At 60.1% G+C, this 15,058-nt stretch carries 20 protein-coding genes; 13 read left to right on the forward strand and 7 right to left on the reverse strand.

The window, feature by feature from the left end; all coding sequences use genetic code 11:
- Nucleotides 1-4: 4 nt before the first annotated feature.
- Nucleotides 5-1,591 (reverse strand): hypothetical protein, encoded by a 1,587-nt coding sequence (locus tag WC326_01850; GenBank protein MFA7329793.1) that lies wholly within the window; start codon nt 1,589-1,591, stop codon nt 5-7.
- 127 nt (nt 1,592-1,718) lie between these two features.
- Between WC326_01850 and WC326_01855 the strand changes: the two genes are divergently transcribed.
- The 13 genes from WC326_01855 (at nt 1,719) to WC326_01915 (ending at nt 9,081) form a co-directional block, all read left to right on the forward strand.
- Entirely contained in the window at nt 1,719-2,585 is an 867-nt protein-coding gene (locus WC326_01855) for a tyrosine-type recombinase/integrase (protein MFA7329794.1), read from the forward strand.
- Nucleotides 2,586-2,623: 38 nt separating this feature from the next.
- The gene (locus WC326_01860; GenBank protein MFA7329795.1) at nt 2,624-2,983 is read left to right on the forward strand and encodes a hypothetical protein; all 360 of its coding nucleotides are present in this window, start codon (nt 2,624-2,626) and stop codon (nt 2,981-2,983) included.
- Nucleotides 2,984-3,125: 142 nt separating this feature from the next.
- A complete protein-coding gene (locus tag WC326_01865) occupies nt 3,126-3,533 on the forward strand; it encodes a hypothetical protein (protein ID MFA7329796.1) in 408 nt (135 codons plus the stop codon).
- Between the two features lie 200 nt (nt 3,534-3,733).
- A complete protein-coding gene (locus tag WC326_01870; protein MFA7329797.1) occupies nt 3,734-4,036 on the forward strand; it encodes a hypothetical protein in 303 nt (100 codons plus the stop codon).
- A 57-nt stretch (nt 4,037-4,093) separates the two neighbouring features.
- Nucleotides 4,094-4,411 carry a hypothetical protein gene (locus WC326_01875; GenBank protein MFA7329798.1) on the forward strand — a complete coding sequence of 106 codons (318 nt, stop codon included), beginning with the start codon at nt 4,094-4,096 and terminating at the stop codon, nt 4,409-4,411.
- Nucleotides 4,412-4,639: 228 nt separating this feature from the next.
- Nucleotides 4,640-5,305 (forward strand): hypothetical protein, encoded by a 666-nt coding sequence (locus WC326_01880; GenBank protein MFA7329799.1) that lies wholly within the window; start codon nt 4,640-4,642, stop codon nt 5,303-5,305.
- Nucleotides 5,306-5,369: 64 nt separating this feature from the next.
- Nucleotides 5,370-5,561 carry a hypothetical protein gene (locus WC326_01885; protein MFA7329800.1) on the forward strand — a complete coding sequence of 64 codons (192 nt, stop codon included), beginning with the start codon at nt 5,370-5,372 and terminating at the stop codon, nt 5,559-5,561.
- Between the two features lie 11 nt (nt 5,562-5,572).
- Nucleotides 5,573-5,815: a hypothetical protein gene (locus tag WC326_01890; protein MFA7329801.1), complete on the forward strand. Its 243-nt coding sequence runs from the start codon at nt 5,573-5,575 to the stop codon at nt 5,813-5,815.
- Nucleotides 5,812-6,216, forward strand: a complete 405-nt coding sequence (locus WC326_01895; protein ID MFA7329802.1) for a hypothetical protein — start codon at nt 5,812-5,814, stop codon at nt 6,214-6,216. Before WC326_01890 ends, WC326_01895 begins: the two co-directional genes overlap by 4 nt.
- 9 nt (nt 6,217-6,225) lie before the next feature.
- Nucleotides 6,226-6,417: a hypothetical protein gene (locus WC326_01900; protein MFA7329803.1), complete on the forward strand. Its 192-nt coding sequence runs from the start codon at nt 6,226-6,228 to the stop codon at nt 6,415-6,417.
- Nucleotides 6,418-6,503: 86 nt separating this feature from the next.
- Entirely contained in the window at nt 6,504-7,049 is a 546-nt protein-coding gene (locus tag WC326_01905; protein ID MFA7329804.1) for a hypothetical protein, read from the forward strand.
- Nucleotides 7,050-7,126: 77 nt separating this feature from the next.
- Entirely contained in the window at nt 7,127-8,164 is a 1,038-nt protein-coding gene (locus tag WC326_01910) for a hypothetical protein (GenBank protein MFA7329805.1), read from the forward strand.
- Between the two features lie 212 nt (nt 8,165-8,376).
- Nucleotides 8,377-9,081, forward strand: coding sequence for a hypothetical protein (locus tag WC326_01915; protein MFA7329806.1), 705 nt, complete (start codon nt 8,377-8,379; stop codon nt 9,079-9,081).
- A gap of 157 nt (nt 9,082-9,238) precedes the next feature.
- Here WC326_01915 and WC326_01920 read toward each other — a convergent pair whose 3' ends face one another.
- The 6 genes from WC326_01920 to vsr all read right to left on the reverse strand — a co-directional run bounded on the left by WC326_01920 (nt 9,239) and on the right by vsr (nt 15,055).
- Nucleotides 9,239-10,876 carry a TIGR02391 family protein gene (locus tag WC326_01920; GenBank protein ID MFA7329807.1) on the reverse strand — a complete coding sequence of 546 codons (1,638 nt, stop codon included), beginning with the start codon at nt 10,874-10,876 and terminating at the stop codon, nt 9,239-9,241.
- A gap of 3 nt (nt 10,877-10,879) precedes the next feature.
- Nucleotides 10,880-11,947, reverse strand: coding sequence for a DNA cytosine methyltransferase (locus tag WC326_01925; protein ID MFA7329808.1), 1,068 nt, complete (start codon nt 11,945-11,947; stop codon nt 10,880-10,882).
- A gap of 61 nt (nt 11,948-12,008) precedes the next feature.
- A complete protein-coding gene (locus WC326_01930; protein MFA7329809.1) occupies nt 12,009-12,443 on the reverse strand; it encodes a hypothetical protein in 435 nt (144 codons plus the stop codon).
- Between the two features lie 365 nt (nt 12,444-12,808).
- Nucleotides 12,809-13,420 carry an Eco29kI family restriction endonuclease gene (locus WC326_01935; GenBank protein ID MFA7329810.1) on the reverse strand — a complete coding sequence of 204 codons (612 nt, stop codon included), beginning with the start codon at nt 13,418-13,420 and terminating at the stop codon, nt 12,809-12,811.
- Complete coding sequence (locus WC326_01940) at nt 13,417-14,628, reverse strand: DNA cytosine methyltransferase (GenBank protein ID MFA7329811.1); 1,212 nt, start codon at nt 14,626-14,628, stop codon at nt 13,417-13,419. Before WC326_01940 ends, WC326_01935 begins: the two co-directional genes overlap by 4 nt.
- Complete coding sequence (gene vsr / locus WC326_01945; protein MFA7329812.1) at nt 14,615-15,055, reverse strand: DNA mismatch endonuclease Vsr; 441 nt, start codon at nt 15,053-15,055, stop codon at nt 14,615-14,617. The genes WC326_01940 and vsr overlap by 14 nt, the downstream gene beginning before the upstream one ends.
- Nucleotides 15,056-15,058: the final 3 nt, after the last annotated feature.

Below are 15,058 nucleotides of genomic sequence, written 5' to 3' on the forward strand. Positions count from 1 at the left end.
CCTCCTAGACGAACACGTTTTCCGTGACCAGCGGCATGACGAAGTCGGCCTCGGCGCCCGATCCGTCGTCCACCAGTTGCTTGAGCAGCTCGCGCTCCTTGCGCAGCACGGCGCAGCGCGTCGAGTCGATGATGTGGTCATTGCCCTTGGAGTAGATCAGGCGGCCACCCTGGTTCTGCGAATAGGTCTGGGTGGTGAATTGGTTGTCCCAATCCGGATCCACGTCGACCGCAGGAAAGAGGAGGGTTCGGGCCGCCATTCGCCCGTTGATCAGGCTGGTCATGTACTCTTTGATGCGCTGCATCTTGGGCCGGCCTTGCGGGTCGTACCCCGTGGTCAGGCTGCCGCCGAAGTCGTAGGTCTCCACCCGATGGGCGAACTGGTGCCCCGTATAGCGATCCTCGGTCGTCAGGATGTGTTCGACAGACAGGCCGTTGGACCCCGCATCAAACCCGATGCCGGCGAAATCGAAGTGGTCATCGAGGATGGCGATGAGCGCCGCCTGGTAGGTGTAGGGCAGGCGTTCGTTGTGGACACGCAGGACCGGCACCAGGCGCCCGCGCTCGTCGTCCAGCCAGACGGTGAGCTCGCTGGGGTCGTTCGTGTAGCCCAGATCACCGCCCAGCCAGTAGATGCCCCGATTCTCCTCCAGCTGATCGAGCAGACCGTACATGCGGTCGATGGCCTCGTCCACGCTCTGCAGGGCTTCGAACTCCTCGCCGTCCAGGCGGATCACCTGGTAGACCTTTTCCAGCTTGCGCTGGCAGGCCTGGAACTGGCGGATGTTGAAGGCCGCGTAGCTCGGCGCGCCATGCTCGCCGGCCACCTCGTGCTGGAAACCCGCCGAGTCGCGTCCGCCGTAGAAGCGGGCCTCCTCCTCGATGTACTCGTTCGTGCTCCCTGGCACGATCCAGCTGGGCCACTTGTAGACCTTCCAGCCGCTGCCCTTCTGCGTGATCTTGTAGTACGTCGTGTCGCGCAGGCCGTTGGGATTGGAATAGGCGCGCATCCTGCCGCCGCGGTTCATCACCCTGCGCAGGGCGCGCCAGGCGGGCTCTGGGTACCAGGCAGCCTCATCCACCAGCACCACGTCGCAGTGCAAACCGCGCACGCTTTTGCCTGTTGGCCCCGCGGGCCGGAAGTAGATGGTCGTTCCCGTCTTGAAGGTCATCTGGTAATAGGGCTTGCGTGTGATCCGGTGCCGGTTGTTTTGGTCGATGGCCACCATGTCCAGCAGGAACTCGCTGTTCTGCAGGTGGGCCTCCACCTCCTCGATGACCTTGTTCACATGCCCGTCGTTGGGGGCCGTCACCAGCATGCGCCCGTTCTGGGCTGTCACGCCGTAGTGCAGGACTTGCACGACGATGTCCACGGTCTTGCCCACCGCGCGACCGTCCTGATGAACGATCTGCAGATCGGGATCCCGAAGGTCGTCCTGCTGGTGGGGCCACAGCGCCATGGGCTGGCCGGCCGTCTCTCCATCCAGCTGGGTCAAGAAGGCAGCTGCAAACGCAACGGGGTCCAAGAGGATCTGGGCAAAGGCCATCTCGTCGGACGAGAGCTTGGCGGGCTGTGGCTTTCGGATGCCCATCTGGTTTGTTCTCAATGGGTTACGACTTGACTTCCGCGCGCAGGTAGTGCAGACTCAGGTCCGAATACAGGCTTGGGCAACCACCCACGACCTTGCCCAAGCTGACCGCACCCAACAAGGAGACGCCATGCGCACCCACATCCCGCGATTTGACGAACACCTCCAGGCGCGCCAACTGGCAGCCAACACCCGGGCGCCCTATCTGGCGGAGCTTCGCCGCCTCGCAAAGGCCATGGAAGCTGACGGGCAGTCCTCGGCCATGGAGGACTTGACCATGGATCGGATCACACGGTACTTCGTCCGAGAGGGGAGATCAAGCCTGACCCAGCGACGGGCGCTGACGGTCCTCAACCAGTTCCTGACGTGGGCCCAGCACCCCCTGGCGGCCGAGGTTGGCGCCATTCGCATGCCCAAGATCCACCAAGCCACACCCGACTACTTAAGCGACGCCGAAGAGACGGCCCTTCGGAAGGCGCTGACCAAGCGAACGGATGTGACCAGCCAGCCCCGGGACCGTGCCCTCTTCTGCCTGCTCCTGGACACGGGCCTCCGGGTGTCCGAAGCCGCCGACCTGACCGTGGGGGACGTGGACCTGGGCGAGAAGCTGATCCGGGTGAGGACCAAGGGCGGCAAGCAGCGCACGCGGTTTCTGCCGGTGGAGACCCGGGACCTGCTGCGCCCGCTGGTGGTCCGCCAGCCCGGGGACGCGCCGGTCTTCCGCAGCACCACAGGCAAGGGGATCGGCACCCGCCACATCCGACGCCTACTGGACCAGTGGGTGGCCCTGGCGGGAATCGAGCGGGGCATCCATCCCCATGTCCTCCGGCACACCTTCGCCACAAGCTTGCTGAAGAAGACGGGCAACCTGCGCCTGGTGCAAGTGGCCCTGGACCACGAGAGCCCCAAGACGACGGCCGTCTACGCCCATGTGGCCGACGAAGAGCTTCGGGCGGCCATCGAGGGCCGGCGAACCAACACCCCCGCGATCAAGTAGGAGCCGCCATGCCATCCCAATCTGCAGCAGCCCTTGCCATGCGCCAGCTGCGCGCCCAACGACGGGAGGACCGGCTGGGCCCCGGCGTCAACCTGGAGCAGGCGCGCATCGAAGCCAGCCGCTACCTCTACCCCACCCTGCGAACCGAGGTCCGGGCTTCCGGCAAGGTGTGGGTCCGTCACGCCTTCGAGGGCCGGGTCCAGGTCGGGGGCAGGGCGTACGTCGTCACCCGGAGCGTGGCCAAGTACGGCGCCCGGGGCGCCTACCTGCAATGCCTGGAGCAGGTGGGCGAGTGGCTGCGGCTCCTCTACCCGCCCAATTGGGTGGAAGCCAAGTTGGCCCAATTGCAGGCCTTGGCGCCCCCAGGCCCATGCGCTATTACTTGTTCAACTCTCTGATAACTATTTGTCCGATTTTGACACCATAAAATAGTCATAATCTTTTTGTTCTTTTGCTTGACTTCGAAAGGTGTCTCTGCGTAGTTATGCCCAACAAAAGAGGGCAAGCAACAGCGCAGGCCCCGAACGAGGAGACACGGACATGGCAACCAAGATGACGCGCAAAGGCCTGATCAACCTGCTGGGCGAGGACGAAGCCGCTTTCATGCAGACCCTGAAGACCAAGCTTATCCAGCTCATGGCAACCGACACCTTGGACACGCTGCAGCTGGCCCGCGACGAGATGGCCAACCGCGGCTTGGGCGTAAACGCCGAATGGATCGGCTTCCCGGCAGCTGCCAAGCTCTGGCAAGCGCCTGCCGCCGCCGCCCAGCCGGACGCCGACGAAGCGACCATCGACGCCGGAATGGAGGTCCTGGCCCAGGTCCACCTCGGCATCCAGACCTTGACGGAGCGTAAAATGGACGCCCTCGACTTCCACGAGGTCAGCGTCTGGCAGGTCAAAGCCGCCCTGCGCGCCGCTTTCGAACTCGGCAAGGTTGCCCGCTAAGGCACAACCAGATCCTGCGCATGGACGCCCCTCCGGGGGCGTCTTGCGTTTACCTCATCTTGGCTATCGTTTTGACTTATTTAAACACCTAATATGTCAAATTATTACTCACGTTTAACTTGCATTTGCAAAGTATCTCTGCGTATTTATGTCCATCAAAAGGCGGGCAAGGTGTCCGCAGGAATATTGGAGGCACGGACATGAAGATCGAAAACCTGATCACCCTGCTCGAAGAGATCGCCAGCGTCAACCCGGGCATCGAGGTCCGCCTGATGCACCAGTCTGCATGGCCCTTCGAGTACTCGATCCAGGGTGTGACCACCACCAGCGCCATGGACGAGGACGAGCTCGAAGCTGAACGCGCCCGGCGGGAAGACGAAGGCCTCCCCACGGAACATCTGCCTAGCGAGCCCGAGCCGACCAAGGAAGAGGTGGTCTACTTGGTCGAAGGCAGCCAACTGGGCTACGGCCGCAAGGCCGCCTGGAACACCTGCACCTGCTGACCCCAAACCCAAGCCCGGGCGCCATGTGCGCCCGGGCCCTTCCCAAAGGAGAACCCCATGAAGCCCGCAGCCATCACCGACCTCACCCCCTTCCCGATCCTGGCCAAGTTGAACTGGGCCGACCTCGGCGACGCCCCGGTTGAGGTTTGGTACGCCAAGCGCCTGGGCGACACGCCCCGCCACATCGAGGCCCTGACCACCACCCACGTCCACCTGCTCACCATCCACCAGCCCAGTAAGGAGCGCATCTACGCCGCCCTGCAGGGCGATCACTGGAGCCCGAACGGCGAGGCCCGCCCCTCCCTGCAGGCCGCCGGGCTCACCCACACCAGCATGAGCGAGGGCGACATCCTGGTCGCAGGAGGCAAGGCCTAGGTCTGCGCCACCGTCGGCTGGGAGGAACTGCCAAATCGCTACGCCACCGCATAGCCAGGCCACAAACCACTAATCCAGCGCCCCGAAAGGGGCGTCTTCCGTTTATCTAGTTATTCTAAGTCTTTGATGGCTTTTACCATTTAAAAGAGTCCGAATCTATTTCACTTTTTACTTGACTTGCGAAACACTCGATGCGTAGTTACGCCCAACACAAAAGGAAACAGACCAATGACGACCCAACACTTCAGCATCAGCCACACGGACGAAACCGGCACCGACACCTACCTGACCGCCTTGGTCGACGGGACCTTCCACGCCTCGCGGAACTCTGAAACCCCTGAAGAGCTCGCCCAGGTCGAGGACGCTTGCCGATTCCTGGCCGAGGACGACGCAGCCCTTGAACTGGCCCTGGACAGCGGACGCACGGTCCGCAAGGTCGACGCCGACACCCTGATGCCCACCCTGCTGGCTGAGCTCAAGGCCGCCGAGGCCGACACGCACATCGGCGGGGGATACATGGATGCGGACCTTCGGAGGGCGCAGATGCGCGCCCTGGCCCTGGTCCAGGACATCAAGCACATGATCGGACACTTGATGGCGCCCACTGGCAAGGCCCAGGTCACCCTCACCATCGGACGGGAAACCCGCACCATCGCGATCACAAGCTGGGCCACCCAGCCCGACGTCGCCTACAGCGACAACTTCTGCGGCGCCTTCCAGAAGGGCCCCGGCTGCAAGGTCTGGCGGGAGAGGATCCGCTTCTACGCAAAGGACGGACGCTGGGTCGCCAACACGCACATGACCATCCTCAACCGCTTCGGCTACCAGCTCAACAGCTGGGCAGACAAGGCCCCCGCCGAAGCCCGCAGCCAGCACAACAGCAGCATCGGCTAGAACCACCAGCACCCGCCCGGGCAGGCCGCATGGCCGGCCCGGGCCAACCACCAGGGAGAACCCCATGCTTCTCGACGCCCGCTTCCGCCCCCTGCTGCACACGCTGCCCCGCTTCCGCGACGTCTGGACCACGCCCGGTACCCACTACGCCGTGCGCGCCGAGGGCTACGTCGCCCGGGTCATCGTCGGTCCAAGGGGCGGCATCCGCTTCCGCCGGGCCACCACCGAAGAGCTCAAGACCCTTGTTGAATGCTGAAGGAGGACGCCATGTCGCAATACGAGCAGACCATCCGCGAAGAGCTCGCGCGCAGGAAACGTCCCGAGGTCAGCCCCCGCTGGGTGGAAGCCTGGATCCGCCTGGAGCTGGGGGTCCTCGACTGGCTGGACCGCGCCCGCTGGCGCAAGGAGGTGCGCATCGCCTTGGAGTGCATTGACGCCTCGACGACCGAAGACAACGAGACGCTGGCCGCCAGCCTCATGGGTCCAGAGCGGAAAGCTGCCGCCCAATGAGTGGGGTGCCATTCCAGCAGGATGACGGCGGACGCGCCACGAGCCGCAGGCCACGCCAGAAGAACGACTGCGTCGTCCGGGCCTGCGCCATCACCACGGGCCTGCCATACGACCAGGTCTACAATGAGTTCGCCGCCTTGGGCCGCCGCTGCGGCCGGGGCACGGACCGCAAGGCCATGGTCGTCTGGTTGAAGTACCGCGCCACTTACCACGCCTTCCAGGCCATGGCCGGGCAGCCGCGCGTGCACCTGGACGTCTTCAGCCAGACCATTGGCACCTCTGGCCGCTGGATCGTCCGCGTCGCTGGTCACGCCACCGCTGTCATCGACGGCGCCATCCACGACACCAGCCGCCCGCGTCAAGACGCCTGCGTCTACTGCGCCTGGCGCATCAACGAGTAGGAGCACTCCATGGATCACCAGTCCACCACCCGCCTAGACACCACCCACACCTGGGAGGAGATGGCCGCCTACATCCGCGCCTGCCCAACGCCACTCAATGCCCTCATGGAGTTCCGGGACAGCGGCCGCATGCGCATTCACTACGTCACGCGCCACGGCGTCATCATGGCCCAGGCCGTCTGCACATTATCCCGCGGCTGAGTCTATGGCCTGCCCGCCGGCGTCGCCCCCGGGGTCGAAGCCGCTGCCGTCGCCGGCCTCGCCTTGAACCCGAAAGGACGACCGCCATGACCCGCACCGGACGCCATTACCACAAGTGCCTGGGCTGCCTGCTCCCCTTCGTGACGGACGCCTACCGCCTTCCCGACGGCGCCACCTGCAGCATCTGCGGCAGCCTGCGCTTTCACCACATGGGCGAGGTTTTCAAGGTCAGCGGCCAGCTCGTCGCCGGAGACGCCATCACCGACTGCAAGTGCGACAGCAAATGCACGTGCGCCACCGGGCCCGAGTGCGATTGCCGCTGCGGGGGCGAGAACCACGGCGCCGGCATGGCCGCCACCTTCGAACGCCTCGCTTCAGGCGCCGTCCAGGTCAAGCTGGCCGTCCCCGAAAAGGCCCAGGCACGTTCCCGACTGGCCGCCACCGAGTACCAGGCTGCCCTCGCCCAGGCCCAGACCGAAGAGGCCCCCTTCCGCGGATGTGGATCCGGCTACTACTGGCGGGGCGAACGCCTCGTCCGCGAAGCCCAGGCCAGCCGAAGCCACGGCACCCGCATGCGCAAACTCAAGGAGGCACTGAGCCTCTTTTCCCGAGAACGTGATCGCAAAGGATGACGCGTGACGACCAGGTCTCACCCTTGCAATGCACCTTTACTGGCCCCACGCCGATTGAAGTCCATGGAGACCATCCGATGAACGACCTGCCCATTCCTTGCCAAGCCCTCGCAGCATTCAACCGCCAATTCGAAGGCATCTGGTCCGCTGTGGATCGACAACTCGCACACCGCGTCGCTCTTCATCGCCGGCTCGGAATCAGTCCGCCGCCAGCTCACGTCCTCTGCTCCTTCGGGGAAGGCACCTTTGCCTTGGCGGCGGCGCAGCCTCGGCTCATGGACATCGCCAAAGAAAGCGCGGTCAGGATCTTCGGCGGGGCCACGGCGGGCCTGTTCGCATGGCGTGCGACCCAGGGGATCTACCGCTTCGACCCAGCCCTATACCAAACCTTGCTGGATGGAGGATTCGACACCAGCCGCCCCCTCCCGCCGGCCATCGTCCGCATCCCAGAATGGTGCGTCTACCTGGAAACACCCAGGCTACCCGTCCCCAACATGGCCGGGACTGGCGAGTTCTATGTCGATGGAGTCTGGGCCTGGTTCGACACCCACACTGATGGCGTCGATGTCCTCTGCATCATGCTCGGCGACTTCCTTTTCGGGACACCACAAATCACCACGCTCAGGCTCGATCAGACATTCGATCAGACGAAGAAGCACATCATCGACGCTTGGAAAAAAAGCCTGGCCGGCCCCAAGCCGCCCGTTGGCGAAGAGAACGTGTTCGTCCACGCAGCCCTCTTCGCCGTCGTCCCCCTCCTGCTCTACCTGTGCAGCGACAACGCCGACATGATCCAGCCACGGCAATGCCTCCCGACACCTCTGAGAACCAAGCGCGGCCTGCGCTATTTCCCGCCCAACCAGCCACGCACCTGGGACGTCGGCACGCGCATCGGCGCCGCCCTGCGCCGCGGGATGGCCGCCGCCCAGGAAGGGACGATTGCCACGGCCACCGGCACGCACGCCAGCCCCAGGCCGCACATCCGCCGCGCCCACTGGCACACGTACCTCGTCGGCCAGGGCCGCCTGGACCGCCGGCTCAAATGGATCCCGCCCATCCCCATCAATGTCGAGGACCTGGATCAGTTGCCGGCCACCATCCGGCCCGTGGGGTAGCCCCGGGAACCCCCACTCCATTCGCTACGTTCAGCTTTCAACAGCGCGTTTCGCCGGCGGCCACTCCCTTGAATCCAGGTGCGGGGGTGGCCGCCTTTTTAAAACTCATCCTGTCCTTCTTTTGTTTGTCTTGCCTAACTTTAACATGTTGGAGCACCGCGGATGGATTGCCCAGGGCACCATCGCGAAAGGACAAACCATCGGAGGACGACATGATGATCCGGCGCCTGGAAATCGTGACGACGGCACTTCTGCTCTCAACAACCACATGGGCCGACCAGCGTCCCTGGGTCTGGACTTACGGCTCGGCCATGATGAAGCCGGGCGAGGCCGAGCTGGAGCACTACCTGACGGTGCAAAGCCCGGACTGGGCGAACCGGGAGACCAACCTCAAAACGGTCCACCAGGCGGAGCTTGAGATCGGTATGTCGGACCGCCTGGACGCGGCCGTGTACCAGGTGTTCTCACGGACGCCCGGCGCCCCGCTGGATTGGGATGGCTTCAAGGTCCGACTCCGCTACCGGCTCCTGCAGGACGCCCAGGCCTTCGCCCACCCCATCCTCTACCTGGAGCACAAGAACAACAGCACGCTCAGCGAGACGGTCTGGGAGGCCAAACTGCTCCTCTCCCAGACCTTCGGCCCTGTGGACTTCGCCGTGAATCCCGTCGTGGAATTCGAAGAGGACGAGACTGAGTTCGAACTGGCCGCCGGGTTCAGTGTCCCCCTGCTAGACCACCTACGCCTGGGCGGGGAGTTGCGTGCCAGCGAGGAGAGCCTGTTCCTGGGGCCCACGCTGGCGCATGGTGGGGACGGCCTCTGGATGGCGCTGGGTGCCGGCTGGCAGGTGGATGAGGCTGACCCCGGCGACGCGACGCACGAGATCCGCCTCATCATGGGCGTCCAGGTTAAAGAGTAACTGGCTGGGAATTTGGACAGTGAAGTTTCCTCAGGCGCGAAAAGGGCCCACGCATCTTGCTCCGGGCCCTTGGGATTCGCACTCTCGAACCGCGTCGTGGAGCTCAGGTCAGCGGCCGGCCGTCTACTCCTGGGCGGCTGGCCGCCTCTTGTCGATTTTAAACCTCAGGCACATTCACCTTCACGTGATCCAATCGAGTGACTAGATAGGATACAAGGCTAAGGACATTTAGACAGTCCAGTTCCGAAAAAACGGCCGGGACAGACACGTCCAGTGGAGCATGCAAAATAGGATTGCGAAAGCCAGTGACCACGCCGCGAGAAAGATGCGCCTGCCCTTCTTGAATGTTCTTCTCTGAATCGGAAACTAGGCCATTTAGCTGAAGCGGTGGAAGTGTGGCGAAGGGCTTGCCACCAAATACCCTGTTCACCAAATCGTGCCCGTCCTGAGTCAGTCCTGTCAAATCACGAATTATTTGGCAATATATCTGCACACCCTGACTTGCCGCATCGCCATATTGATTGTTCTCGTAGTAACGTTTGATTCTCTCACGAATTCCTTCGTGAAGATGTCTCCAGTGAAGAAGAGGATATTCAGGCACCAACGTGTGCAACGCCTTAATGATAGGCGTATAACGTCCTAACGCATCTTCACCACCAAGACTCTCTATGATCTGACTGGTGCTCTCTTTTACATCTGGGGGCATCGTGCTCATCCATGCTTCAGTGTCGATGCCGGTTGTCCTCCTCAAGTCCTCCTCTTTCTTTTCCTTTCTTTTCCTACGCCAATCGTTGTTCACCTGCGACACAATCCCAGATAGAAAATCTCGCAACTTCGCCATCTCAGGATGCTCCCAGTCAAGCGACTGTCGGTTGGTCGAGATGACATCTTCATCCAGATCATCAATGAAATCGACTCTAATCCACCCAGTCAGATATTGATAAAAATGGCTTGATGTGCTTGATGCAAAAAACTCAGGGGCATTTACAAGTTTTTGTCTTGAGAATAATGTAATTCCCCGAAGGCCAGATGACGGAGCTATTGGAGTCTCGGCCGTTATCAACGTCCCGGTAAGCTGTCCAACGTACGGTGAACTGCTGGGCACAAATTGAGATTCCGAAACATCCCAACTAAACTCAACATTAAGAGTTCTATACCTGCGTTGATTATCAATTGAAATCCTGTCTCCCCTTGATGTCTCAATGGCAATCACAAACGTCTCATCGACAATAAATAGTCGCGACAGATTATCAGCAAGTCCAACAGCGTCAAAAGGCGATCTTCTCTTCAATCCAGTCAAGGAAACTACTGTTCCATCTTGGCTATCTGTTGGCCGATCTACCTCAATTGCTACTGGTTTATAAACTCCAGTGGCGCTATTTAAATCATCCCAGTCGAGGACGAAACTATTTCTCTTCCCGTCTTTGTTGGTGATTATTTTGATAGTTTTAGCCAATCCGAAAAGTGCTAGCTTGCCCAGTCCTTTCTTCCCAATTCGTTTCCTGCCATATTTCAATGATGGATCATCACCTTCCGCGTCGCGCCGATTACGTCCTATAACCAAGAACTTCTCGTTAATCTCGTCCCTGGTTAGGCCATCGCCATCGTCACTTACGACAATTTCAACAGGATTTCCATCCTCTTCGCGAAGTTTTACAGTGACGTTTGTCGCGTCAGCATCATACGAGTTTGCAATAATTTCCGCTATGGCTGGCGGCAATGTAGAGTACATTCGCACGCCAAGATGTTTGATCGTGCGTGGATCAAAACGCATCTCGAAAGGTGAATCACTCATGGTCTATCCTCTAGTCAATGCCTGCGCATGTAGGCGAATAAATGCCGGCGGAAGGGCATTCCCAATCATCTCGGCCAGTTTCACCTTTCCCATTCCGCATGGGAAAACATAGGTCGAAGGAAAGGACTGAAGGAGTGCGGCTTCACGAATCGTGATCGCTCGATTCTCGTCTGGATGTAGGAAGCGACCCTTTGAAGGATTGAAGCACCCTGTGGTAATCGTGGGCGCAGGCTCATCCCAATTCATGCGTCCATACACGTCTCTATATCCATCCGAGTCCTGGTGACAATGGAGGCGTAGATGCGAAGGCAGGGATTTCCGCCCTCCTCCATCTCTTGGAATCTTACTGATTCTCTCGCTCACCACTGCCGACCTTTTCTCGGGCAAATCATGCAATGGATCCCCACTGCTTCCTGCGGGGCCCAGAGATCCAATGGCTTGTCGCACCGTGCAAGATTCAGTTGATTCACTTGCGAAGCATGGATCACACACTCGACTGGCAACCAACACTGTTCTTCTTCGGCGCTGCGGCACCCCATATTTGGCAACGTTTAACACGTCCGATTTGATTGAGTACCCAGCTTCCTTAAGTGAATTAGTGAAGTTCAAAAAACGTTTATCATTGATTAGATGCGGAACATTTTCGAGCATAACGTGCTTTGGAAATAGTTCAAGAACGAGCCTCTGAAATTCATAAATAAGGTCATTCCGGTCGTCTCGAATCTCGTGCTTTCCATTCCTTGTTCGCAATCTTGAGAATCCTTGGCAAGGCGGACAACCGCCAATCAAGTCCAATTCCCCCCTTTTGATCTTCAGCTTTTCAAAAATCGACCGAGAGGTAACATTTCTCACATCGCACTGCCAAACAACAACATTTATGTGATTCAGCTGATAGACTTCTACCGCCTTTGGGTCAATTTCAATGGCTCCGATCACATTGTAACCTGCTTGTCGAAAGCCCTCGGTCATACCGCCGCACCCAGCAAAGCAATCGATCGCAGTGGGCCTGCCTACATTGTCCTTGTTGATGGATGAATTGGCAGTATCGTGTATGTCACGTTCAGTTTTCACGGCCTATCAACTTCCTTTCAGAACTTTTGATTTGACAGGCAAATCAATACACTCAGTCAATTCAATCTTCATTTCTATCAAATTGCCACTTTACCAGACATGCTAAGTATTCACTCAAGACAATTCTAACTATAACTCCATCCGTCTGTTCTACTGAATAACGATAGCGACCTTCTTGCACAACAATCCAGGGTCCAGGATTTCTATCATATGGACGTGATCCAAGTTTCCTAAGAAAGGATCTACTTCCCACTTCAGGAAAAAGGCGCGAATCAATCATATTCCCCTGTTCAAACTTTGATACATCAAATTCAGACATCAAAATAAAAGGCTCTGCATAAACTAAGTTTGGTTCTTCTACTAATGTAAGACTCAATTCATAATTCACATGTCCACGAGCCAACTTGAGCACAATGTTGCGCAATCGGCTATCATCTGGAACCCATGTTTGAATCCCTTCTTCATTGATTCGACACGAATCTGCCATGCGTGCCATCAGCTGTGGATTCCTCGACAGAGCCCTACTGACCTTCTGCCGTGACACACTTTCTGGCTTGCAGGTCCCGGAAATGACGCAGTCAAGAAAACACGCCACGTACTCCTCGTCCAGCGAGAAGGAGCCATTGCACTTTGCGCATGCGTCAACGGTGGGGAGGTCGACAGGAAGCGGGTCGTCGAGGAGGATTTTGGATGGTACGTGGTCGCGAGTCTCGGGATCGCCACCACAGTAGGCGCAGAGCCCTGTCATTCGAGAATCAACAAACAAGTGTCGTGGATTCAACGGTGCCTCTACGTTTGATCGAACAATGTCACCGATCCGAGGAGATTCGAAAATCAACCGGGTTTTATAACGTCAAGCGTCTATCCGACCAATGCCCTTAAATGCGTCTTGACGTCTTGGGCAATTTGCTCTGTCGACTCGCTTCTCGCCTTGCATTTCAATGCCCAGGACCGGCCAGGATGCAAGACGTCCCACCGCGCCCGCATGCCCTTGTGGCGGCCCGAACCTGGATCATGATTGCCGAAGCCATCGACCAGCGTGTTCCAAATCGGCGCGAAGCGGTTGATGAGGAGCCGCTCGCCCAAGGGGATCCAAATGTCGTCCACGACCAAGTAGCGGCAGTGAAAATCCTTCAGATCCAAGTTCTCCACTTGGTCGATGCTCTTGGCATGCTCGTTCAAGCGCTTGAACAGGGCCGTGCTGGACTTTCCTTCGTCCTGAACCGCTCCCTTGCGTCCGCCATCGGGCACCGCCTTGCCCACGTAAATGGGCTGCAGGTCGATCGGCTCCTTGCCGTCCCATGAGATCGGCGCATAGGGTTCGAACGGCCCCGCGTAGTAGATGGCGTAGATGCCCGCGCCCGTGAACCGCTTCAGCGTCCCCAGCTGCTGGATCGTGGAGGCAAGCATCGCGTCGGCAATGCTCTTTCCGAGATTCGATTTGTCGAGGGGGTTGTAGGGTTGCGTGCTCATGACGCGATGCCCTGGTGGGACAGCCGATCGATGTCGCCCTGAATCAACTGCCCGGCCAGACTCGCGCCCACGACCCGGGCCAGCCGCACCGGCACGGCGTTCCCCAACTGGCGCATCGACTCGGTCCAAGACCCATGCAGCTCGTAGCCATCGGGAAACGTCTGTAGTCTCGCCGATTCCCGCACAGTGAAATAGCGCACCGTGCCGTCGGGGCGCACCAGCATGTTCTCGCCGCCAGGCACGCCGTGATCACCCGCCTTCAGCGTCTTCGCTGGCAAGTCGATGGGGCTGCCGGAATGGCCAGGGTACACCTGGGCCCCGTCCTGGAACTGGTGATTGAGATGATGTCCCCGCCGACCGCGCTCGGGATCGGGAAGATCCGCGATCGCGTCGCGCACGCTTCGCCACGGCTTCTCACGCCCAAAACCAGGCTCGATCCCGGCCCGAAGAAGCAGACGCGCCCTGGTTTCATGCTGGCCAGCATGCGCCGGCCGGTCTCGCTTGGGCACCTCGTGACGATCCCAGTATTCGCCCGTCGCCCACTGGTCCCACAGCAGGCGATCCAACGAATGTGTCGCCTCGGGGAAGGACCACCCCTGCCGCTGATCGCTCCGGAAGCCCACGATGAACACGCGTTCCCGCCGTTGCGGCACGCCATGGTCCGCCGCGTTCAGCACGCGAGCCACGACCTTGTACCACAGCCCACGCGTGTTGCCCTTGGTCTTGTGGCGCTCAAGACGACGAAGGTGATCGATCCACTGCTCATCCCGCTTGGGGAGCACCTCGGGGAAGGAGAGGCGCAGCTGGATGTACTGGAAGTAGTTGATGAACGAGGCGCGGGTGATCCCCTTCACGTTCTCGAAGAGGAAGGCCCTGGGCGCGAGGCGCCGCACCACGTCCGCCGCGGCGGGCCACATGTCCCGGTCATCCATGAAGGCGCCATGCTTTCCGCCAATCGAGAACGGCTGGCACGGCGGCCCACCGGAGACCAGGTCCACTGGGCCCGGCACCTCCCCGTAATCGACCTTTCGCACGTCCTCGCGCACCACGCGCCAGTCATTCACCAGCGGGTAGCCGCGCTCCCTGTTGCGAGTCAGCGTGTCGCAACACCATTGATCCCACTCAACCACCAACTCCGGGTGGAAGCCGGCCAGGGAAAGCCCCAGGCCTAGGCCGCCCGCGCCGGCGAACAGCTCAACCGATCGCATCGTCACTCCCCTCGGGCATCCCGCCTTCCAGGAATCCACGGATCCTGCTTGCCGTGGTTTCCATGTCGCCCAGTTCGCACTCCCACAAGACCAGGACTCTCCATCCCATGTCAACCAGCCGCTCCAAGCTGGAGCGGTCCCGCGACTTGTTCGCGGCAAGTTTCGTCAACCAGAACGATTGGTTCGACTTGGGAATCCTGGCGTTGCGGCAACCATCATGTGCGTGCCAAAAGCACCCATGCACGAAGATAACCTTGCGCCGTGAATTAAAGACGAGGTCGGGACATCCCGGCAGCTCACGGCGATGGAGCCGGTAGCGAAATCCCATGCCATGGACGAGCTGGCGCACGACCATCTCGGGTCCCGTGTCGCGGCTCCGGATCCGGCTCATGTGCTCGCTGCGCTCGGCTGGTGTCAGCGTGTCCATGTT

The organism is Candidatus Delongbacteria bacterium, assembly GCA_041675285.1.
Taxonomy (GTDB): Bacteria; CAIWAD01; CAIWAD01; order CAIWAD01; family CAIWAD01; genus CAIWAD01.